15 protein-coding genes and 1 pseudogene are annotated in these 22007 nt (G+C 45.6%); 3 read left to right on the forward strand and 13 right to left on the reverse strand.

Annotated elements, in window-relative coordinates; translation table 11 throughout:
- Positions 1-388: 388 nt before the first annotated feature.
- The 8 genes from QUB20_RS02105 to QUB20_RS02140 all read right to left on the reverse strand — a co-directional run bounded on the left by QUB20_RS02105 (position 389) and on the right by QUB20_RS02140 (position 16036).
- Positions 389-748, reverse strand: coding sequence for a hypothetical protein (locus QUB20_RS02105; protein ID WP_333242822.1), 360 nt, complete (start codon positions 746-748; stop codon positions 389-391).
- Positions 749-1859: 1111 nt separating this feature from the next.
- A complete protein-coding gene (locus QUB20_RS02110) occupies positions 1860-2552 on the reverse strand; it encodes a response regulator transcription factor (RefSeq protein WP_333052586.1) in 693 nt (230 codons plus the stop codon).
- 175 nt (positions 2553-2727) lie between these two features.
- On the reverse strand, positions 2728-3555 hold the full coding sequence (gene map, locus QUB20_RS02115) for a type I methionyl aminopeptidase (protein WP_333052584.1): 828 nt from the start codon (positions 3553-3555) through the stop codon (positions 2728-2730).
- A gap of 451 nt (positions 3556-4006) precedes the next feature.
- On the reverse strand, positions 4007-6046 hold the full coding sequence (locus tag QUB20_RS02120; RefSeq protein ID WP_333242819.1) for a response regulator: 2040 nt from the start codon (positions 6044-6046) through the stop codon (positions 4007-4009).
- 7 nt (positions 6047-6053) lie between these two features.
- Positions 6054-6761 (reverse strand): chemotaxis protein CheB, encoded by a 708-nt coding sequence (locus tag QUB20_RS02125; RefSeq protein ID WP_333242816.1) that lies wholly within the window; start codon positions 6759-6761, stop codon positions 6054-6056.
- Positions 6733-7560, reverse strand: coding sequence for a protein-glutamate O-methyltransferase CheR (locus QUB20_RS02130; RefSeq protein WP_333239670.1), 828 nt, complete (start codon positions 7558-7560; stop codon positions 6733-6735). The genes QUB20_RS02125 and QUB20_RS02130 overlap by 29 nt, the downstream gene beginning before the upstream one ends.
- Before the next feature lie 174 nt (positions 7561-7734).
- A complete protein-coding gene (locus QUB20_RS02135; protein ID WP_333242813.1) occupies positions 7735-13551 on the reverse strand; it encodes a HAMP domain-containing protein in 5817 nt (1938 codons plus the stop codon).
- 292 nt (positions 13552-13843) lie between these two features.
- Positions 13844-16036, reverse strand: a complete 2193-nt coding sequence (locus QUB20_RS02140) for an FAD-dependent oxidoreductase (RefSeq protein WP_333242809.1) — start codon at positions 16034-16036, stop codon at positions 13844-13846.
- A gap of 245 nt (positions 16037-16281) precedes the next feature.
- Between QUB20_RS02140 and QUB20_RS02145 the strand changes: the two genes are divergently transcribed.
- The 3 genes from QUB20_RS02145 (at position 16282) to QUB20_RS02155 (ending at position 18433) form a co-directional block, all read left to right on the forward strand.
- On the forward strand, positions 16282-16710 hold the full coding sequence (locus QUB20_RS02145) for a hypothetical protein (protein WP_333239746.1): 429 nt from the start codon (positions 16282-16284) through the stop codon (positions 16708-16710).
- 87 nt (positions 16711-16797) lie between these two features.
- Positions 16798-17562, forward strand: a complete 765-nt coding sequence (locus QUB20_RS02150) for an aldolase/citrate lyase family protein (protein ID WP_333242806.1) — start codon at positions 16798-16800, stop codon at positions 17560-17562.
- 202 nt (positions 17563-17764) lie between these two features.
- A complete protein-coding gene (locus tag QUB20_RS02155; RefSeq protein WP_333242803.1) occupies positions 17765-18433 on the forward strand; it encodes a 2OG-Fe dioxygenase family protein in 669 nt (222 codons plus the stop codon).
- A 123-nt stretch (positions 18434-18556) separates the two neighbouring features.
- Here the strand turns inward: QUB20_RS02155 and QUB20_RS02160 are convergent, their stop codons facing one another.
- The 5 genes and pseudogenes from QUB20_RS02160 to QUB20_RS02180 all read right to left on the reverse strand — a co-directional run bounded on the left by QUB20_RS02160 (position 18557) and on the right by QUB20_RS02180 (position 21756).
- Positions 18557-19045, reverse strand: coding sequence for a hypothetical protein (locus QUB20_RS02160; protein ID WP_333242800.1), 489 nt, complete (start codon positions 19043-19045; stop codon positions 18557-18559).
- Between the two features lie 332 nt (positions 19046-19377).
- Positions 19378-19791 carry a nuclear transport factor 2 family protein gene (locus QUB20_RS02165; protein WP_333242797.1) on the reverse strand — a complete coding sequence of 138 codons (414 nt, stop codon included), beginning with the start codon at positions 19789-19791 and terminating at the stop codon, positions 19378-19380.
- 188 nt (positions 19792-19979) lie between these two features.
- Positions 19980-20105 (reverse strand): annotated as a pseudogene (locus tag QUB20_RS02170) (Uma2 family endonuclease); the annotation flags it as partial.
- Positions 20106-20179: 74 nt separating this feature from the next.
- Positions 20180-21175, reverse strand: coding sequence for an AEC family transporter (locus tag QUB20_RS02175; protein ID WP_333242794.1), 996 nt, complete (start codon positions 21173-21175; stop codon positions 20180-20182).
- Positions 21176-21549: 374 nt separating this feature from the next.
- Positions 21550-21756 (reverse strand): glycogen debranching protein, encoded by a 207-nt coding sequence (locus QUB20_RS02180; protein WP_333038077.1) that lies wholly within the window; start codon positions 21754-21756, stop codon positions 21550-21552.
- Positions 21757-22007: the final 251 nt, after the last annotated feature.

The following is a 22007-nucleotide window of genomic DNA, read 5'->3' on the forward strand; positions in this document are numbered from 1 at the left end:
CATCACTGGGAACTATCAATTAGTTAAGTTTATTTCAGCCTGCATACTTACAGCATATTCCATGTATATGTGGTACACACAAGAAGAGAGACGCGAGTAAGGTGCGGATACACCCGTCAATCTGCAATCTTTATCAAATATTAAGCAGATCCGCACCCTACGGACTAACTATCAATTAGTTAAGTTTTTTTCAGCCTGCATACTTATTATTTTAGCCGATCGCAATTAAAGCATACCCAAAAAAATACATACTCTGTTATTCGCATATTTCCAGCAAAATCAACCGGATTTTACTGAAATCTTGATAATTGCTCAAATTCTACCCAGCAAAAAAGTCTTTGTTTGCGGGGCTCCCAGCCATCGCCAAAATCGCACACATCCGATTCAGTTATTCGCATATCGCTGAAATCCGGCATTCCTTGCTTGACTGACTCCTTGCAGCACTGAGATAAACTATCGGCGGCGGCTCATCAATTACAGCTTGAAGATTTTTGGTCATAAATTTACTAATCTCCATATCTAAAGTAGCTGTAAAATCAGGTTCATCCCAATCCTCGCTTTCTTCAATGCTGATGGTTGTTGGTGGCCCAATATCAAAATCTAGCTCATCGCCAAAATCCGAAACTTTCTTAATTGGCTCTATTTTTTGATCGGTATCAGTCGCTAAAGCTTGAGTTGTATTGGCTATTAGTACGATCGGCAGTGCTACTATGGCACTTATTGTTTGTCGCGCCGTGATTTTCCTCATGGTATCCTCCTGATATAAACTAAACTTTGGTACTACTATACATTCAACATCTGCGGCTACTTTCCATCGCTGTCAGTCGATTTTAGATTTGAGATTTTAGATTGACTCCACAGATGAATCTGAGAGCTTGAACTAGGGTGTAAAATTTTAGCCTGGGGGCCCAGAAACGGTTTTTTTTTACGAAATACTTTGTTACACACCGTAAATTAGGTAAAAAACCCGGTTTCTTTGTAGGAGTGCGTCCAGAACTGTAATTAATAGTGGCTTGTTTTTCCACAGGATATAACCTTATCTGTGACTTTTCGTGGCAAGTTTGCTTAACGGAGCATATCCGGTCAAGTGTTTGCTTTTCTATTTACTACGTGAAAACTCTTAAACAGTCAGGTTTTCCCGCTAAGTAATTCCCCGGTGTTTGCGAGTGTTTATCTCAGACTCAAAGCAAAGTGGGTGAGAAGTTCGATCGCACACCAGTTTTCGCACACCAGTTTTCGCACTCCCGCGCTGCCACCAGCAAGCTGATGTGACATACCACAGCCGCCGGATACCTGTCAATACTTATCAGGAAATTGGGTTTAAAACCCGTCCTTCTAGGGCGGCTTTAATTTCTTAAATCCCTTCCTAAAAATCAGGAATTGCTGGTATTTGTAGTATACTAAAATAGTCAAGGTTAAACTCCTTTACCATCGTGAAACAGTTAAGACACACTTTTAGGTATAAACCGGGGGACGCAGAGCGGCGAAAACTCTTAAAACAGCTAAAGGATCAACGCATCCTTAAACCAGTAACAACAAACAATTTCTTGATTTGTTAAGTAGGGTAGGGCATACCCAAACTCGCTTGCTTGTATCCTAGTACGCTTTTGGAGATAGACCCTCTGGGGTAACAGTGAATTAGACTCGTCAATTTGTACTATTGTACGGTTGAAAGGTTTAAGGACTGCCGCAAGGACATGGTGCTTAAAGGTCAGTCGATGAATTAAGAATCCCCACGCCTTTAGGCTGGGGAGTGTCAAATCTTAACATTTCTAATTTTTTGCATAATTCTCGTTACCAGGAAGAGCCTGGTAACGCAGCTTGGCAAGCCACAGCCTCCAGCCAAGTCGAGAGGACTCCTATTTCGTCAAGCCGTGTTCGAGGGCGAAGCGAACCAACTCAGTACGGCTGTTAGTACCCGTCTTGCTAAACAAACGGCTGACGTACTTTTCCACATTACGCACGCTAGTTTCCAAGCGGCGGGCAATTTCCTTATTCATCAAACCTTGAGCAACCAAATCCAAAACACTTTGTTCTCGCGGAGTCAAATCAATTTTAATCGGCGAAGGACTTTGGGCGATCGAACTCCGCCCACTCAGCAAAGACTCAATTCTCGCCATTTGGCTTGTCAAAGCAGCAATATCTGGACTTTCAGGATTTTCGCTTGTCTCCTTAGCAGCCGCGCGGCGGGCCAGCAAATTGGTTACTATTGCTACTAATTCGTCAGGATCGAAGGGCTTAGAAAGATAAGCATCGCAGCCTGCTTGATAGCCTTGAATACGATCGCTCGTCATCCCCTTAGCAGTCAAAAACACCACCGGCAAAGCCTTATAGCGAGGATCTTCCCGCACTTGCTTGAGAAATTGATAACCGTCCACCTGGGGCATCATAATGTCTGAAATCACCAAATCTGGATTAGTCTGCTGCAAGAGTTCCCACCCATCGCGAGCATTACTGGCAACCTCAACCGCAAAATCGCTATCTTCCAAATAAGCTTGTACTGCTTCCCGCAAGCCCGGTTCATCATCTACCAATAATAATCGTGCTGACATCTTTGTTACCTTCTTAATAGTGTAAATATTGTAGGTTGGGTTGAGGAACGAACCCTACGCTTCGCTCCGCCCAAATCTTCATTTTAAATAAGATGTTGGGTTTCGCCATCGCTCAACCCAACCTACAGAATAAAAACTTTAGCTCAAAACTCAAAACTATTGTCTTTTGTTCCCCTTAAACTTTGGAACGATCGGTCAAAATTTCATAGCCAGTTTCTGTCACCAACACAGTATGCTCAAACTGAGCCGACATAGCATTGTCAACGGTTACAGCCGTCCACTTGTCAGAAAGCGTCCGAGTGTACTTAGAACCGGCATTCAGAATCGGTTCGATCGCCAATGTCATGCCCGCTCGCAATTTCACGTTCGGCATTTCCCGCGTGCGGAAATTGAAAACCGACGGTTCCTCGTGCAAATTTCGCCCGACACCGTGGCCCGTAAACTCCTCAACGATGTTAAAACCGTTGCTTTTGACATGATCTTCGATCGCACCAGCCAGATCGAGCAAATAGGCTCCCGCCTTCACTTGTTCGATGCCTTTGTAGAGAGCTTCTTCTGCGACTCGGATTAATTTTGCCGATTCGGGAGTCACTTCCACAACTGCGATCGTAATGCAAGAATCGCCGTGAAAACCTTGATAATATGCCCCCGTATCTACCTTGAGAACATCTCCGGCCCGAATTACCTTTTTGGGACTGGGGATGCCGTGAACAACTTCGTTATTAATGCTAGAGCAAATCGATCCAGGGAAACCGTGATAGCCTTTAAAACTCGGAGTTGCCCCCATAGCACGGATGCGTTTTTCGGCATAAGCATCCAAATCAGCAGTAGTCATTCCCGGTTTCACCATTTGGGAAATTTCTTTGAGTACCGTTGCAACGATTTTCGCGGCCTGCCGCATAATTTCGATTTCGCGTTCCGACTTAATTTCAATGCCTCGACGCTGTTTTTTGACTTGGGGTGCTTGAGTTGGGCTAGAAAGCAGACTGCTAAAAATATTCATGAATTGATTGGCGAGTAATTTTGTACTTTGACGGCAGGTTGAAGCAAAAAAACGGCAAATATCCAGTTTTTTGTGGAAAAACGGGTGTCTTGTTCCGAACTGTCGATCGCGTGTCCTTTAAGCTAGCTTAATATTTTTCTCACTAATCGGCACGGGATTGGGGGTCAATCGATTTTAGATTTTAGATTTTAGATTTTAGATTGAAGCATAGAGCCCACGAATAAATACGTTCGGCAAGTTTCATCGGATACAGGTTTTTTATTTCTGGACGGATGAATCACGTGGCGGGTATCCTGGATGCTTTGGGTCAACAAAGCGGTTTTAACCGCCGAGTCCGTTGGAAATCACCGAAGAACACTATTGTCAATCAGCCTTCAGGGACGGGCTCTCCTGCCCAACCCCTACTCCCCACAAGAAAATTTACTCTTTGTGGAACAGGCCGAAAAGCCTGTTATTGAGCATGGTGCAAGATGTGAGTTGGATCGGGATTTCCGAGCATCCCTGTGAGGTTAGCAATTGCGGCAATTAACTTATTTATGTCAACTGGTTTAGATAAGTGCATCTGGAAACCCGCTTCCAGCGCTTGCTGGCGCTCTTCCTCTCTCGCGTAGGCCGTCAGGGCGATCGCAGGCATCTTTCCACCCCTGAGCACTTCCATTTCTCTCACGCGCGCGATCAACTCATAGCCGTCTGCTTCCGGCATTCCAATGTCGCTCAGCAGTAGATCCGGCCAATAACTCTCCAGTGCAGCTAGAGCCCCGGCCACCGATGCCGCCGATCGCACTATAGCTCCTTCGTCCTCGAGTAAAGCAATCAAAAACTCCCGCGTATCATCGTCATCATCCACCACCAGCAATTGCAAATTAGTTAGAGTAGGAAGGGTCTCTGTCCTGTCATTGAGCTCCGACCAATCATCGTCAGCAGCGACGGCGTTCCTCTGTACCACAGGTAAAGCCACCGTAAATTTCGCACCCTCGCCCGGATTATTCTCTGCTTGCACCTTACCGCCGTGCTGTTCCACCAAGTGACGGACGATCGCCAGTCCCAGTCCCAAACCCCCGTAAGACCTAGTTGTGCTGCTATCAGCTTGGCGGAAGCGATCGAAAACATAAGGCAAAAAATCAGGAGCGATACCAATGCCGCTATCAATTATCTGAATTTGAGCCTCATCGCCAACAGACTCTAAGCGCACCTGTACTTTACCCTCTTGCGGACTAAACTTAATCGCATTTGACAGCAAATTCCACACAATTTGCTGCAAGCGATCGAAATCGCCGATAACTTCACCTACATTGGGACTGCACGTTAATTCTATGACTATTGATTTTTCCTCAGTCAGCGGCTGCAAAGAATCTATTGCCAGCTTGATCGCAGATTCCAACCGAATCGGATGCTTATTTAAATTTAGTTTCCCCCGCAGAATCCGCGAAACATCTAAAATATCTTCGATGAGTTGAGATTGAGATTTAGCATTGCGCTCTATTGTTTCTAGGGCTTTCTCTATAGTGTCTTGGTCAAATGTTTTGGTACGAAGCAGCCTAGACCAGCCGAGAATTGCATTTAAAGGAGTACGGAGTTCGTGAGAGAGAATAGCTAAAAATTCATCCTTCATCTGGTTAGCTCTCTCCGCTTCTTGCCGCGCCACTTGTTCGCGGATTAGTCGGCCGCGTTCTTCCTCTGCTTGCTTGCGGTCTGTGACATCTCTAACCGTACCCACATGACCGATCAGTTTTCCCAAATCCGAAAACATTGGCGACGACTGCACATTAATCCAACGCACAGTTTCGCTACCAGCTAATCGAAACTCGTTAGAATATTCCTTGCCTTCTTTAATCCAAGCTAACCAATGTGCTACTACGCGATCGCGATCTTCTTCATGAACTTCCCGCTGCCAAATATCTGCTAAACTTTCCTCCAGTGTTAACCCGCAAATTGCTTGACAACGGGGATTAATGTATGTACAACGCCCTTCAACGTCAGCTAAGTAAATTCCCAGCGGCGAACAAGCACACAAAGTGCGAAACCGCTCTTCACTTTTACTTAGTTCACTATTAACAGCAGCTAACTGTGTTGCTTGCTGTTTCACCTCCACTGTTTTCTGGAACAATTCCACAAATACCCCCACCTTCGAGGTCAATATTTCCGGTTCCAAGGGTTTGAACAGGTAATCCACCGCACCCAGAGAATAACCTTTAAACACGTGGGTGTCATTACTGCTGAATGCTGTGATAAAAATAATCGGAGTCGATCGCGATCGATCTCTAGAGCGAATCAATGTTGCTGTCTCAAATCCATCCATTCCCGGCATCTGCACATCAAGCAAAATTACCGCAAAATCTTCATTAAGCAGACATCTCAGAGCCTCCGCGCCCGAATTAGCTTGTACTAGATGATAAGAGGGGCTGTTGAGGATAGCTTCTAGAGCTATCAAATTTTCTGGGCGATCGTCAACTAAAAGGACATTTACTCGATGGGGCGACTGCTGATTCATAATTTTTTTAATCTTTAATTCTTAGCAAATTGACTAAACAGGGAGCAATTTTAGAGAGGGGTAAAATCCAGTCTACTTCAACATTTGCGATCGCCGATGCTGGCATGGTTGGGCATAGAGCTGAATCCGGTTCCTCCACGAATGTCAATCCTCCCTCAGCTTTAATTTTTGCCAGCCCTTTACTACCATCCGAATTAGCTCCAGTTAAAATTATGCCGATAACTTTCTCCCCAAAGGCATCCGCAGCAGACTCAAACAGCACATCGATTGAGGGCCGCGCGTAGCAGACAGGAGCCTCAGTTGATAGTGCAAATGTAGGAGAAACGCGATTGGGAATTGGGGATTTTGAATTATGGATTGACTCCACTGCCACGCTCCCCCATTCTGTAAAGTCGTTTTCATACAGGCTAAACTCCTCCTCACAGGGCGATTCTATTAGCAAGTGATAGTCCGCAGGAGCCAAGTAAACCCGTCCAGGTGCGATCGGCTCTTTGTCTTGGGCCTCTGTGATTGGGAGAGAGCTGTGCTGTTGTAAAAAATCTGTCAGCCTATTCTGAGAACTCTTATGGCGGTGTTGGACAATAACTACAGGCAAAGGAAAGCTTTTTGGCAAATCTGCCAGCAGCACAGTCAGAGCCTCTAGCCCTCCCAAAGACGTGCCCACAACCACTATTTCAAAATTTTTTTTATTTAACTCTTCGGTAGAGTTTATCACTACTTTCAAGTGCTTCATAATATTTTTCATAAGGTGTAAAAATCAGAGACTCCTGATGACCCAGGCCTAAAACTCCAAACATTACCAGGCTCTCATAAAAAAGCTTGTGTACCCGCTCTTGGAGGTGTGAATTGAAATAAATCAGCACATTACGGCATAAAATAACATTAAACTCATTAAAAGAATTATCCGTTGCTAGGTTGTGGTGAGCAAAGACAATATTATCTTTAAGTGAAGAGCGAAAAATCGCATTTTCATAGGCAGCAGTGTAATACTCAGAAAACGCTTTCTTGCCCCCAGCTTGGTGGTAAAGTTGCGTATATTCTTGCATCTGTTTCAGCGGGAATATCCCACTTTTTGCGGTTTTCAAAACTAATTCATTCATGTCCGTAGCGTAAATCCGACAACGGTCATAAAGTCCTTCTTCTTGCAGCAAAATTGCCATAGAATAGACTTCTTCTCCCGTTGAACATCCCGCGTGCCAAATCCGAATAAAAGGATAAGTACGCAGCAGCGGTACCACTTTTTTTCTGAAACTAATGTAAAAGCTGGGATCGCGAAACATCGCCGTTACATTGACAGAAATGTCCAGCAGTAAACGGTCTAGGTAAGCAGGATTGTGAAGTACCTTTTCCTGAAGTGCAGACACAGTGGTGAGTCGTTCCGAGCGAATAGTGTTCCAAATACGGCGCTTGAGAGAGGCAAGAGCATAATTGCGGAAATCAAATCCGTAATAGCGAAACATTCCCTCTAGTAGGAGTTGAATTTCGATTGTTTCAAGTTCATGGCTTTCGGGCATTTTTAATTATTTATTGGGAATTGCGAATGGGGCATGGGGCATGGGGCATGGGGCATGGGGCATAGTTGACTGTTGACTGTTGACTGTTGACTGTTGACTGCTGACTGTTGACTGCTGACTGTTGACTAATGACTGCTGACTAATGACTGCTGACTAATGACTAATGACTAATGACTATCGATAAAGCCAGACACGCAGCAGCGAGAGCAACTGTTCCGTATCAACAGGTTTGGTAATGTAGTCAGACGCACCAGCTTCGATACATTTTTCCCGATCGCCCTTCATAGCTTTCGCAGTCAGAGCAATCATTGGCAAGGACGCAAATTGAGGCATATTACGAATTGCTTGCATGGTTTCGTAACCGTCCATCTCTGGCATCATCACGTCCATCAACACAATATTTATCTCAGGCGTACTTTGCAATTTAGCAATGCCCTCTCTGCCATTCTCAGCATACACAACTTCCATTTTATGGCGCTCCAGCATACTTGTGAGGGCGAAAATATTCCGCATATCGTCGTCAACAATCAAAACTGTTTTGCCCGCCAGCGTCGAATCTGTTTGATACAATTGCTCTAGCATTTGGCGCTTTGGTTCCGGCAAATTTGCTTGGACTCGGTGCAAAAACAAAGCTGTTTCATCTAACAAACGTTCTGGCGATCGCACATCTTTAACAATGATTGTTTCCGCCATCCGCTTCAGTTGAGTTTCTTCGGTTCTCGTCAACTCTTTGCCGGTATAAATAATAATCGGCAGACTTTTCAAAGTAGCCTCTTGCTTGATCTGCTCAATCAGTTCAAAACCAGTCATATCTGGCAGTCCCAAATCGAGTACGATGCAGTCAAAATGCCCCGATTTCAAAGTTTCTAGCGCTTCTGCACCGCTCCCCACAGCCGTTGTAGAAACATCGTGATTGCCGATTAAATCCACAATACTGAGACGCTGTGTTTCGTCGTCTTCCACGACTAGCAAATTCTTCACTGGCCGCTCCACAAACCCCTTAATATCAGTCAAAGCTTTGCTCAAAGCTTCGCGACTGACAGGCTTTTGTAAGTACGCGATCGCCCCTAACTGCAAACTGCGCTGCCGCCCTTCTTCAACTGATACAATGTGAACCGGAATGTGGCGCGTACTTGGATCGTGCTTCAAGCGATCGAGCACTGTCCAGCCATCCATCACAGGCAAATTTAGATCCAGCATAATCGCCGTTGGCTTGAACTCTCGCGCCATCGCCAAACCGATATCGCTCCGCAAAGCCACCAAACCTTTAAAACCCTGTTCCTGCGCCATATCCAACAGAATCCGAGCGAAGTTTACATCATCCTCGACAATCAACAGCACGCGATCGTCGGGATCGACATTTTCCCGATCGTCAGCGATAACCGGTGATGGATAAGGAGCGATCGGCAAGTTGAAATTCGGCGAAGGAACAGCAGAAGAAATAGCAGCCGGCAATTGAGCAATTTGCTTGCTCATTCCCGACTCCTGATCGTTCATTATTCGCGATTCTTGGTAAGTTTGCGGCAGATAAAGCGTGAACCTACTACCCTCACCAGGGCGACTTGTCAATTGAATTTCTCCCCCTAACAAATTAGCAATTTCTCGACTAATTGACAAACCCAAACCCGTGCCCCCGTATTTCCGGCTAGTGCTACCATCAGCTTGTTGGAAAGCCTCAAAAATAACCCGGTGTTTCTCAGCAGAAATCCCAATCCCCGTATCGCTAACTGAGAAAGCCAAAACAGTAGGGGAACTCCTTAAACTTTCTTTCTCTAAACTCCACCCTTCCCGCGCTACTTCGACACACAATTTCACATCACCTCGCTCTGTAAACTTAAACGCATTAGAGAGAAGATTCTTCAAAACTTGTTGCAGCCGTTTAGCATCAGTATAGAGACCTTTTGGCAACCCACCCTCAAGCTCGATTTTAAAACTCAACTTCTTATCCTGGGCGATTTGGCGGAAAGTTCGATCCAAATGATCTCGCAAGTCGGCAAACAACACTTGCTCAATTTCCACCGACATCGTGCCTGATTCAATCTTAGCAAGATCCAAAATGTCATTAATCAGCCCCAGCAAATCATTTCCCGCCGAGTAAATTGTGCGCGTGTATTCAACTTGCTTCTGAGTCAAATTACCCTCAGTATTGTCAGAAAGCAATCGAGCCAGAATCAACAGCGAATTCAGCGGAGTTCGCAACTCGTGAGACATATTTGCCAGAAACTCCGACTTATACTTAGAAGTTAGAGCCAACTGTTCCGCTCTTTCTTCCAACAACCCCCTCGCCTGTTCGATATCTCGGTTTTTCCGCTCAACTTCCTTATTTTGCAGCGCTAGCAATTCAGCTTGTTCTTCTAGTTCTTCATTCGTTTGTTGCAACTCTTCCTGCTGACTCTTCAACAGTTCCTCCGATGCACGGAGCGACTGCGCTTGTTGTTCGAGACGCTTGTTAGTTTCCGTTAGTTCCTTTTGCTGAGTTTGCAACTCTTCTGCCAAAGACTGTGACTGTTTTAGCAACTCTTCCGTCCGCATACTCGCCGCAATTGTATTTAAAACAATGGCGATACTTTCTGTAAGTTGGTCGAGAAATGTCAAGTGTATTTCGCTGAAGCGGCGGAACGAAGCTAACTCGATTACTGCCGTCACTTGTCCCTCAAATAGTACGGGTAAAACCACCACATTCAACGGCGTAGATTCTCCCAGTCCCGATCCAATTTTAACGTAGTTTTCCGGCACTTCTGTCAACAGTATGCGTTCCTTTTCCAGGGCGCACTGTCCTACCAAACCTTCGCCTAAATGGAATCTATTTCCTAACTGTTTGCGTTCGCGGTATGCGTAGGTACTTAACAGTTTGAGAAACGGATCATGTTCGACAGATTCCATCATGAAGAAGACGCCATGCTGAGCAGACACCAGCGGCGTCAATTCTGATAGAATTAGTTTAGAAACAGTTTCTAAATCCCGCTGACCTTGTAGCATTCGAGTGAACTTAGCAAGGTTTGTTTTCAGCCAATCTTGCTCAGTATTCTTCTGCGTCGTCTCCCGGAGATTGGCGATCATCTGGTTAATGTTGTCCTTAACAATGGCAACTTCTCCTTCAGTGGCGACGGAAATTGACCTCGTTAAATCGCCTCTGGTAACAGCAATTGCCACTTCCGCGATCGCCCGCAGTTGAGTAGTCAAATTCGCAGCCAATTCATTCACATTATCCGTCAAATCTCGCCACGTCCCCGCCGCGCCCGGAACCTTCGCTTGGCCGCCCAATTTTCCTTCAATTCCTACCTCCCGCGCCACCGTAGTAACTTGATCGGCAAACGTCGCCAGCGTATCAATCATCTCGTTAATCGTATCTGCCAGAGTCGCAATTTCTCCCTTAGCTTCCAGCATTAATTTGCGCTTCAAATCGCCATTCGCCACCGCCGTCACAACCTTAGCAATACCCCGCACTTGCGCTGTCAAATTCCCCGCCATCGAGTTTACATTGTCGGTTAAATCTTTCCAAGTGCCCGCAACTCCTTTCACCTCAGCTTGGCCGCCCAATTTACCCTCAGTTCCCACCTCTCGCGCCACCCGCGTCACCTCAGAAGCGAAGGAATTAAGCTGATCCACCATCACGTTAATAGTGTCTTTCAACTCCAGAATTTCGCCTTTGACATCCACGGTGATTTTCTTAGACAAATCGCCATTTGCCACCGCTTTCGTCACTTCCGCAATATTCCGCACCTGCGCCGTCAAATTCCCCGCCATCAAGTTAACATTATCAGTTAAATCTTTCCAAGTTCCCCCTACACCCCGCACGTAAGCTTGCACACCTAATTTGCCTTCGGTTCCTACTTCCCTAGCAACTCTGGTTACTTCAGATGCGAAGGAACTCAACTGATCCACCATGATGTTAATCGTGTTTTTCAGTTCGAGAATTTCACCTTTTACATCTACTGTAATTTTCTTGGACAAATCGCCATTTGCCACAGCCGTTGTCACTTCCGCAATGTTCCGCACTTGGGCGGTAAGATTTCCCGCCATCGAGTTAACTGAATCCGTTAAATCTTTCCAGGTTCCGGCAACTCCTTTAACTTCAGCTTGCACGCCTAATTTCCCTTCGGTTCCCACTTCCCTAGCCACCCGTGTTACTTCCGAAGCAAAGGAATTTAATTGATCCACCATCGTGTTTACGGTGTTTTTTAACTCCAGAATTTCACCTTTCACATCGACAGTAATTTTCTTAGATAAATCGCCATTTGCCACAGCAGTAGTAACAGCCGCAATATTCCGTACTTGCTCTGTCAAACTACCCGCCATAAAATTAACTGAATCCGTTAAATCCTTCCAAGTTCCTGCTACACCTCGGACATCGGCTTGACCGCCCAATTTACCTTCGGAACCCACTTCCCTAGCAACTCTGGTTACTTCTGATGCAAAGGAATTAAGCTGATCCACCATCACGTTAATGGTGTTTTTCAGTTCTAAAATTTCGCCTTTAACCTGTACCGTAATTTTTTTAGATAAGTCACCGTTAGCAACCGCCGTCGTCACCTCAGCAATGTTGCGAACTTGGGCTGTTAAATTCCCGGCCATTGAGTTAACAGAATCCGTTAAATCTTTCCAAGTTCCTGCTACTTCTTGCACTTCAGCTTGGACGCCTAATTTCCCTTCGGTTCCCACTTCCCTAGCCACCCTGGTTACTTCAGATGCAAAGGAATTCAACTGGTCAACCATCGTGTTGACGGTGTTTTTGAGTTCAAGAATTTCCCCTTTCACATCGACGGTAATTTTCTTGGATAAATCGCCCTTTGCCACAGCGGTTGTCACTTCAGCGATGTTGCGGACTTGTGATGTCAAACTGCCTGCCATGAAGTTAACACTATCAGTTAAATCCTTCCAAGTTCCCGCAACTCCTTTAACTTCTGCTTGACCGCCGAGTTTGCCTTCGGAACCCACTTCTCTCGCCACCCGCGTTACTTCAGATGCGAAGGAATTTAACTGATCCACCATGATGTTAATCGTGTTTTTTAACTCCAGAATTTCACCTTTAACATCTACTGTAATTTTCTTGGATAAGTCGCCATTTGCCACAGCAGTCGTCACGTCGGCAATGTTCCGCACCTGTGCGGTAAGATTACCAGCCATCGAGTTAACTGAATCCGTTAAATCTTTCCAGGTTCCTGCAACTCCCCGCACTTCAGCTTGCACGCCTAATTTGCCTTCGGTTCCTACTTCCCTAGCAACTCTGGTTACTTCAGATGCGAAGGAACTCAACTGATCCACCATGATGTTAATCGTGTTTTTCAGTTCGAGAATTTCCCCTTTTACATCTACTGTAATTTTCTTCGACAAATCGCCATTTGCCACAGCGGTTGTCACTTCCGCAATGTTCCGCACTTGGGCTGTTAAATTCCCTGCCATTGAGTTAACTGAATCCGTTAAATCTTTCCAGGTTCCGGCAACTCCTTTAACTTCTGCTTGTACGCCTAATTTCCCTTCGGTTCCTACTTCCCTAGCCACCCGCGTTACTTCCGACGCAAAGGAGCTCAACTGGTCTACCATTGTGTTAACAATTTGCGCTGTTTGGAGGAATTCTCCTTTGAGGGGTCTGTCTTCTATTTCTAGGGCGATGGTTTGCGATAAATCTCCTTTTGCTACGGCCCGAATTACTCTGGCGGTTTCAGAGGTTGGTTGCACTAAATCTGTAATTAGGGTATTGACAGAATTTACGCTAGCTGCCCATGACCCCTCGGCGCTGCCGATGGTTGCCCGCTGGGCGATTTTGCCTTCTTTACCGACAACTGTGCCGATGCGATCGAGTTCGGCCGCCATTCTCTCATTGAGATCGATAATGTCGTTAAGTTCGTCAGCAATTTTTCCCGCTAGACCAGTCTGATCTATGGGCATCCGAACTGAAAAGTCCCCTTTTTTGACAGCTACTAAGGTTCTGAGTAACTGTTTGGCATAAGCATTATTGGAATTAGGGCTTGTTATCTGTGCAGTTGACATGACCGTTACCTTTGGGGAGTTTGAAGGGGAAGGGGGGACAATTTTTGAGATTATTGATATTATCGGACTAAAGCAGTGTCTGACTGCTTATATCGAAAGATAGATGACAAATTGCTGTTGATCAGATATTGAGTTATTGGTTATTTTATACTGGTTAGCAGGCTCTTCTTGGTAACGAGTTAATTGTGGGGTGTCAGGAACAGGCTCGAAAGCCTGTTCCACCCTGTTCCACAAAGAGTGAATTTTCTTGTGGGGCGGGCCGGATGCCCTCCCTACAGATTACCAACTGCGATTATTTCCAATTTTGCCACGAACTATTGAAAATAGAAGTACCCGGAAAGGCGATGGGATTAGCATTTTGTTGCAACCGCAACTGCAAAACTTCCAAGTTCGGTTCGCGGGATGGCAATTCGTCCACTAATTCATAAGGGATAATCCCCTTTTCTAGGGAAAAAGCAGCCGTAACTCCCGCCGCCACACCGGCAGACCATTCAAAAGAATGCACTCGATAAGCAGCGGCCGCTGTGTGGCTAACAGCAATACTTTTACCTGCCACTAACATATTGTCAATTTTCTGAGGAATCATTGCCCGCAGCGGAATTTGGAAGGGATAAGCTTGCCCTTGACCTTTGCGAGTGCCTTCGCGTTCGGTATTTCCCGGTGCTTCCGGCGGACTGTTGGTCATGCAGGGGTGAAAGTCGATCGCATAATGACCAATACCCACAGAATCAGGATAAATCGTAGCGCGCGATCGCGATTTTGTATCCTCAACAGATTGACTTCCCACAGCCAAAGCCGGCGCATTCAAACCACCCACAGCTAACCACAACTTCCGATACTCTTCCTCCGACAAATTCTGGCGGTAAAAATCAGCCCTAAAGTCAGTGCGAGACATATCAACTTCCCACACCGTAAAACCTTGAGCCTGATTGAAACTCGGCCGCCCAATAATGCGCCGGCCCTCCCGCATATAAGGATATTTAGAAAGTCCGTGCACCGTCCCCATCGGCGAATCCAACCCGCTCAAAAAACGATTGTTTGGATAAGGCTTTTTCACTCCATCTCCTAGCTGCGAGTCAGTAGTTCCTGTTACCAACCAGTAGAAAAATCCTTTGGCATTTTCCTCTCCTTTTCGCAAAGTTTCCGTTCGCAAACCGCCCATCCATCCCCCCGGTTGCAGTTGACCTGATGCTGACAACTGCTCGCGAGTGTAAATTAAATTATCTTGAGAATTGCCGGGACGATAGTCATTGCCCCAAGTCCAGTTTTGCATCGATATATCCCCAGGATAAATTGGGAATTGCTTCGGGTCTGAAGGTCGCTTTTCATCTGGTCTCATACTCCTGATTTGGCGGTAGCTGAAAACTAAAGGAAAGCTAGCCAATCTCTGCAATTCGTAGCTGTAGTAAGGAGCGTATTGTTGATAAAAAGACGGCACTTGATGCTGCTGCGGTTCCTTCGTTGCCTCCATCGCAAAGGTGTAGGTAAAACCTTGAGTGCAGTAAGGGTCGCCGGTGGGGCTGGCGGAGGAAGGTTCCAGAGGGGAACGCGGGTCAATTCCGAGGCGGTAGGGAACATCGGCAAGTCCGATCAATTCACCTGTTTCAGTGGCATCTACAACATACCAATCAGCACCCCCCCTAGCCCCCCCTTGTAAAGGGGGGGAACTGGTGGAATTCCCCCCTTGTAAAGGGGGGGAACTGGTGGAATTCCCCCCTTGTAAAGGGGGGGAACTGGTGGAATTCCCCCCCCTTGGCAAGGGGGGGTTAGGGGGGGTTCCAGATGCTTTAGGAATAAACCGAATAATAGTTTTGTTAAATCGCGGAGAATTTTCGTAGCGATAGGCATCTTCGATAGTCTGAGAAAGAGTTTCGGTGTTGATTGGCCCGGTGTTGGCGGCTGGTTTGTGTTGAATGGCGATCGCACTTTTAATTTGTTGACCCCCAACCGTATTCCCCGCCACAGCCGGAGTAATTGCTAGTTCTTTAATAACTGTATTGGGAAACCATTTCAGCGTGCCTTTGCCTTTTTTAGCGGCATCCTGCAAGATGTTAAATAGAATTTTGTGACCGTCGTAGGGCATGAAACACGAATAGCTAACCCAACAGCCTCCGGGATTTAGCCGGCCGTAATGTTGCTCGATCCGCCGCCGCAATTCTAGGTAGCCACGGGGGTAAAATAAGAGCGATCGCTGAGTATCTCTTTCATCGAGTGCGGAAGTTCCCTGGGAAGAAATTTGACCGCCTACCCAGTCAGTAATTTCAGTGAGGCAAACTGTGCGCCCCGCCAGCAAACCTTCGTAAGCGGTAGCAGCGCCTGCGAGCCCGCCGCCTGCTACTAGAATGTCGCAAGTTTCTGCATTGTCTGGATTACGCCCAGGTTCGGCAAATACTGGCGAAATGCTCCCTATCGCGGAAATTATGCCCAGGGTGAGGCTAAGGATCGATCGACCTTTGAGCACCAATAGATACTGTCGAAGTTTCATCGGAGATTGTGGAATTAATTTTGACATAGCGCGAAAAACACTCATCCCATCTAAATGTTTATTTTGCAGTATACTGGTATTTCGCGCTGTTGTCAGGGAAAACTTTTTTAGAGAAGAGGCATTAATACCAGCAACAACTATTGAACAGCCGGATGAACATTATGCTCAAGATAGTCAAATTTTTTAGGTTATTTATTCCGTTTGAGAGTTTAACAATTACTACCAGTTTAACTTTTTCGGAAGTTGTGTCCCGGTTGGAGGAAGTTGTCACTCCTCCCAAACTTTTTAGAGTAACACTACCCTTTGGCCCGCCACCTGCAAAACCCTATGAAGGAACAATCTCTGGCAAAAAATTCAAAATCAATCGCATCATCATCGGTCGCAAGTCATTGATCCCAATTATACAAGGAGATATACATCCTCAAAAGTTTGGTTGTTATATAAAAATTAGGATGACTTTACATAAAATAGTTCTAGGATTTCTGATTCTTTGGCTGTGGACAACGGGCAGTATTGGAATGTTTTCTTTATTTGCTTGGTTAGTCGAACCATCCGTGGGAGCCATATTTTTACCAATTTTAGGAATGTTTCTTTTTGGCTGGCTTTTGTGCTTGATTCCCTTTAAGATAGAAGCAAAAGCAGCTATAAAATTTTTGTCTATTCTCTTAACATAAAGTAATTTATAACTGCAATAGTGTAGCTGTATTATTAAAAATAATCTGGGTTCATCGGCATTCCCCCCAGTTAAAAAAATCCTATTTATGCGTCAAAACCAACTGAAACAAAAAATTAAACAAGGCGAAACAGTCCTCGGTTTATTTATGAACTGCCCTTATCCCGCATTCATAGAAATCTGCGGTCACGCTGGATTTGATTTTGCCGTTATCGACATGGAACACGGGCCCCTGCACCCGCTTGCTGCTGAAGATTTGTGTCGCGCCGCCGACTGTACCGGAATTGCACCGATTGTTCGCGTCAGCAAAAACGACGGGCCGCAAATTCAACGAGCTCTCGACATCGGCAGTGCAGGGGTTCAAGTACCTCAAATTGAAAGCAAAATCGATGCCGAAACCGCTGTCAAAAGCGCTAAATACAGTCCTCTGGGCACGCGAGGCCTTTCCTTCGCTACGCGGGCCGGACTTTACACCGCCGCAGGTACAAATATCACCGATCGACTCAACGAAGAATCCTTAGTTGTGATTCATGTCGAAGGCAAAGGTGGCATCGACAACCTGGCAGAAATTGTTACTGTGCCAGAGGTTGACGTGATTTTTCTGGGGCCTTACGATTTGTCACAGTCGATCGGCATTCCCGGTCAAGTCCGCGATCCCCGCGTGATCGACATGATGCAGCAGGCAGTGCAAACCATCCGCAAAGCAGGCAAAGCCGCCGGTACTTTTGCCGAAAACCCCGAAATCGCCCAGCAGTGGATTGATGCTGGCGTTCAGTACGTCGCACTTGGGGTCGATGTTGCCGTTTTCCTGCGGGCCTGTCAGTCGCTGGTGAAAGCAGTCAATCGATTTTAGATTTTGGATTTTGGATTTTAGATTGGGGATTTTGGATTAAAAGAAGAACCAGCCCCCGGATTCATCTTGCAAGCTTTACGATATCTTTGCAATTTTTGTAGTGCCTTTTACGACACATACAAAAAACCTGCGCTAGAGTAGAAGCATACACCTCCTACAGGCAAAATTAGGGAGGGGAGCAAGGCTTCAGGGAGTAAAATCTATGAAAACCGTATTAGAATCCATTCATTTGGATTATGCCTTCATGTTTACTTTCAAAAAAGTAAACTCGATTAAGCTAGAAGGTTTCAAGGAATTTTTTGACGATATGCCTGTCGATCCGTATGTGAAAGGTAAGTATCGTTCTAGAAGATTATCGCGGTTTGCGGTCAACGGAAATGAGTTAGTTAAGCTACCTCACGGCTATTTGTATCAAAGCAAAACATACAATCCGCTAGTGGGTGATATCAGGCGGGAATTTGCCGAATTGGACGATCGACTAATCGCCCTCGATAATTTCAAACAGATGATTTTTGCTTTTTTCGATTCCTGCAAAATTCACCCGGAAGCTGAAATCGGCATCCATCAAATAAGGACAACTTGTTCGCCAAACAATTTTGGCAACCCCGCACCGGAAGGCATTCACCAAGACGGTACTGACTTTATCGGGATTTTCTCGGTTGACAGAACTAATATTGTCGGCGGGGAAACGCATTTGTACTTGGCTAAAAAAGAGAAGCCTGTTTTTAATAAAATTCTGCAGCCAGGGGAATTGCTGTTAGTTAATGACCACGAGTTTTTCCACTTTACTACGCCGATTAAACCGGAATCTGAAGGGGTGGGAACCAGGGATGTCTTTGTGCTGACTTCTCCGAGTTTGCTTTGCGATTGAGGATACAGTCCTAGACGCATAACCTAATGATGTAAGGTGCGTACTACGCACCTTACTCCGATTACCCATTACTGCATCCCACAGATCGCCTTTTGGTTGCACCCCCACCCATCTCGATCGTGGTTAATGCTTGGGAAAATCGATTCCTGAAATTGATATTCCTTCCATCTTCTCCACATATCGTCCTTGAGCGGCTACACACTCGGCCATTTTTTGAGCTTGTATGGGTTGACTCCTTCTATCTGGCGAGATACCTCTATACTCCCATGTACCGCGAATGTCGCCAGAGAATGCTTTTCCATTGTTTTTTAATACTAGCTCTGTGCCAGTGGCATCAATATAGTATTTCCCATTTTCAACAGACACGCTGCTAATTGTGATAGATTCGACTCCTTTGTAGGGATTTGGAGGGCCATCGACGATCTTGATGCAGATTCTCTTGTTTTGATGTGCAATCTCTCTACGGGAGTTATTGAACATTGTTCCTTGAGCGTAGTAAGCTCCTGTGGGTAGAATTGTAGATCCCTGTTGATTACTTTGAGCAGAGGACAATGATGAGATTGACAAAAGGATAGAACTAACAATTAGTGTTTCGATCGCCAAAAACTTCATTTGCAACAAAACTCCCTTAAAATTATTTTTTCAGATTCTACACGATCGTAGATGCTCTATAAACTTCTCTAGAGTTTTTGCAAAAGTCAAATTCACCCCCGCAAGTCCCCCCTTATAAAGCATAGATTAAAGAGGAGGGTGGGGGTGGGGTGCTTTGTATTTTTGCAAGAGTTCTGCTCATGACTCAAGTCCTTACTACAAACCTTTCGTTAGTAGTGAGGACTTTATTCGTCTTTCTGGCGTTTAGTCAATCATGCCTAAAGTCCTGACTACAAACCTGCATATTTTCCTAAAAAGCCAGGTTTATGCGTCTAGCAACTCACAGATAAATCTTATCGAAACTTCCGTTCAGACTCTTGAATGGGAACATCATTAATGCTAGCTTCACGTCTTCGCATTAACCCATTTTCGGCAAATTCCCACTGTTCATTACCATAGGCGCGATACCAGTAGCCAGCATCATCGTGCCACTCATACTCAAATCGAACAGAAATCCGATTGTCTGTAAAACTCCACAGTTCTTTCTTTAAACGGTAATCTAATTCCTTTGCCCATTTTCGTCTTAAAAAAGCCTTGATTTGTTCCCGTCCGCTGAAGAATTCGGCACGGTTTCGCCACTGAGAATCTTCCGTATAAGCTAAGGCTACTCGTTCTGGATCGCGGGTATTCCAGGCATCTTCAGCAGCTTGAACTTTGGCTTTAGCCGTTTCCAACGTAAAGGGCGGTAGAGGTGGTTTAGTTTCCATCAGCTTTGTTTTTTGTGATTAAAAAAGATAAGGTACGGGATGCTCGCGCTACAGAGAGAATTTTGGGACTTTGATATCAATCCTCAGCATCGGGATCGATTCCCATTGCTCGCAGTCGCTAACTACAGCCAACGGAGTACAATCGCGCTCTTGCTCTCCATTACGGCTAGCAAATCCCAAAACATCCAATCTGCCAGAATGATGCTCTGGGGATGCTCGTAAAAATTTTTCACAAACGTACCGTTGGAGTCTGGCAGTTGGGCATAGTCGGGGAATGTACGAGGCCGACTTCTAGCAGTTATTGTCTCGTTCATCGTCTTTTCCGTACAGTTATTGTTTATTCTACTGCGAAATTTTAGATCCAGCCGATTGTAGACTCCAGCTAATATTAACTAAACCCAGCTAACCACAAGGGAAGCATCAACAGCAACCCGACAGAAGTGATGGCGATGCTACTAGCTAACAAATCGCGATCGAGCTCGTAGACTTCTGCTAAAATCAACACGGAAAGAGCTGTGGGCGTTCCCGACATCAACACCAACACGAACCTCGGATCGCCGCTCAATCCGAAATAACTAGCACCCAACCCGATCAGCACCGGCACAATTACCACTTTTAACAGCGACGGGATTAAGGCCAGTTCAAAACTTTCCCATTTTTTAATAGACCTCAGCCGGATGCCAACCAGCAGCAAAGCACTGGCAATTACCACCCAAACAGCAGTCTGCAATCCCGATTCCACTATTTCGGGCAGGGGGATGTTTCTAGTATAAAAACCAATTAAAAATGCCCACAGGGCGGGAACTGTCAGCACGTCCCGGATCTGAGTCCACCAGTGATTTTTTTGCTCGGAGTTCCCGAAATAGCTAGCAATAAATACACCGAAACAATAAGTTCCAATAACATTGTTAGTGACGCTGTACAAAACAGCCCAGTTGTTGTTATCGGTGCTGATGATAGACGGGGTGATTGCTAATCCAACAAAGCCCGTATTCCCTAACATCGCAGCTAGGAGAAAACTGCCTTGGCTCGATCGCTTCAGGGAATTAAAATTTACTAAAAATAAATTTACTAGAGAATTTTTGCCCTGAAAATAGGGCTTTTGGATGTGGGCCGCACTCAGCCTACGCAATAATACCCAAGTCAGCCAAGCAAAACTCGTACTCAGAAATAACACGAATATGGCGATCGCCGGCGTGAATCCCACAGCACCCGAAAAATCGCTCTGACGGGCTAAAACTAGAATTTGCAGCGGTATCCCAATCCAGAAAAGAAAGTAGCTCAGCAGCTTGGGAAAATTAACTGGGATGTACCGAAACAGCAGCAGTCCCAAGCCCGTCCAGATAACTAGAGGCGTATAAGCGTGAAATAAGGTTTCAATCATAAAAATTTAACTAGACAATTGGAAATGCCTCTATCTATTAATAGTAATGCTAAAATCAGTTTAAAAAATGCAAATTGTCGTTAGCGGAGCCCTCGAAAAGGACCGCACTGGCACGCTTTTTCGTCCTAGCGTGTTCGCAGCAGTGCCAGCCCGAAAATTTCCGCCCAAATTCCCGCAGCTTCCAGGGCACAATCCTCAGACTGGCAGCCCCAAATGCTGGTAGCTTTTTGCCTTCTGTTTCACAAAACCTCTGTTAATTTGACCAATGTGCGATCGAGCTATCTTACCTTGGACGAACAGATTTCCCACGTTTTCCTGCCGTTTCAAGCGAACGGAAACAGGGGGAGACTAAAGCTGCTGATGACTTGCACTCATTAATTCAATTTCAAAGCATTAACAGGCACCTCATCCCAAGAACTAACAGTCCGCAAAGTAGCAACCCAGCCCTGCTGTTTTTGCTCTGCCGTCAAATTCTTCTCAAAAGATTCGTGGCAATCCTTCGCTTGAGTCTCATCGCAACAAGCAATGCAAGAATAAAGAATGCCCGACGGATCGATTTGCTCGTTTACCCAAATAATCACGATCTACTCTCCCAATTAACTTAACTCTTATCTAAATTTTCCTATATTTTTGTCAATTAATTAGGTAGGTATTAATTAACCCCAGTGCGGCATTTTAGCTTAACAGGCAAGATGCCTGTTCCACATACAGGCAAGATGCCTGTTCCACATACAGGCAAGATGCCTGTTCCACACACAGGCAAGATGCCTGTTCCACACACAGGCAAGATGCCTGTTCCACACACAGGCAAGATGCCTGTTCCACACACAGG

This window comes from Microcoleus sp. B4-C2, assembly GCF_036705265.1.
GTDB lineage: Bacteria > Cyanobacteriota > Cyanobacteriia > Cyanobacteriales > Microcoleaceae > Microcoleus.

What these genes read in the sequence shown, in the direction of transcription:
- QUB20_RS02105 (WP_333242822.1), bottom strand. Translation starts at nt 748, where the DNA reads ATGAGGAAAATCACGGCGCGACAAACAATAAGTGCCATAGTAGCACTG.
- QUB20_RS02110 (WP_333052586.1), bottom strand. Translation starts at nt 2,552, where the DNA reads ATGTCAGCACGATTATTATTGGTAGATGATGAACCGGGCTTGCGGGAA.
- map (WP_333052584.1), bottom strand. Translation starts at nt 3,555, where the DNA reads ATGAATATTTTTAGCAGTCTGCTTTCTAGCCCAACTCAAGCACCCCAA.
- QUB20_RS02120 (WP_333242819.1), bottom strand. Translation starts at nt 6,046, where the DNA reads ATGAATCAGCAGTCGCCCCATCGAGTAAATGTCCTTTTAGTTGACGAT.
- QUB20_RS02130 (WP_333239670.1), bottom strand. Translation starts at nt 7,560, where the DNA reads ATGCCCGAAAGCCATGAACTTGAAACAATCGAAATTCAACTCCTACTA.
- QUB20_RS02135 (WP_333242813.1), bottom strand. Translation starts at nt 13,551, where the DNA reads ATGTCAACTGCACAGATAACAAGCCCTAATTCCAATAATGCTTATGCC.
- QUB20_RS02140 (WP_333242809.1), bottom strand. Translation starts at nt 16,036, where the DNA reads ATGAAACTTCGACAGTATCTATTGGTGCTCAAAGGTCGATCGATCCTT.
- QUB20_RS02150 (WP_333242806.1), top strand. Translation starts at nt 16,798, where the DNA reads ATGCGTCAAAACCAACTGAAACAAAAAATTAAACAAGGCGAAACAGTC.
- QUB20_RS02155 (WP_333242803.1), top strand. Translation starts at nt 17,765, where the DNA reads ATGAAAACCGTATTAGAATCCATTCATTTGGATTATGCCTTCATGTTT.
- QUB20_RS02160 (WP_333242800.1), bottom strand. Translation starts at nt 19,045, where the DNA reads ATGAAGTTTTTGGCGATCGAAACACTAATTGTTAGTTCTATCCTTTTG.
- QUB20_RS02165 (WP_333242797.1), bottom strand. Translation starts at nt 19,791, where the DNA reads ATGGAAACTAAACCACCTCTACCGCCCTTTACGTTGGAAACGGCTAAA.
- QUB20_RS02175 (WP_333242794.1), bottom strand. Translation starts at nt 21,175, where the DNA reads ATGATTGAAACCTTATTTCACGCTTATACGCCTCTAGTTATCTGGACG.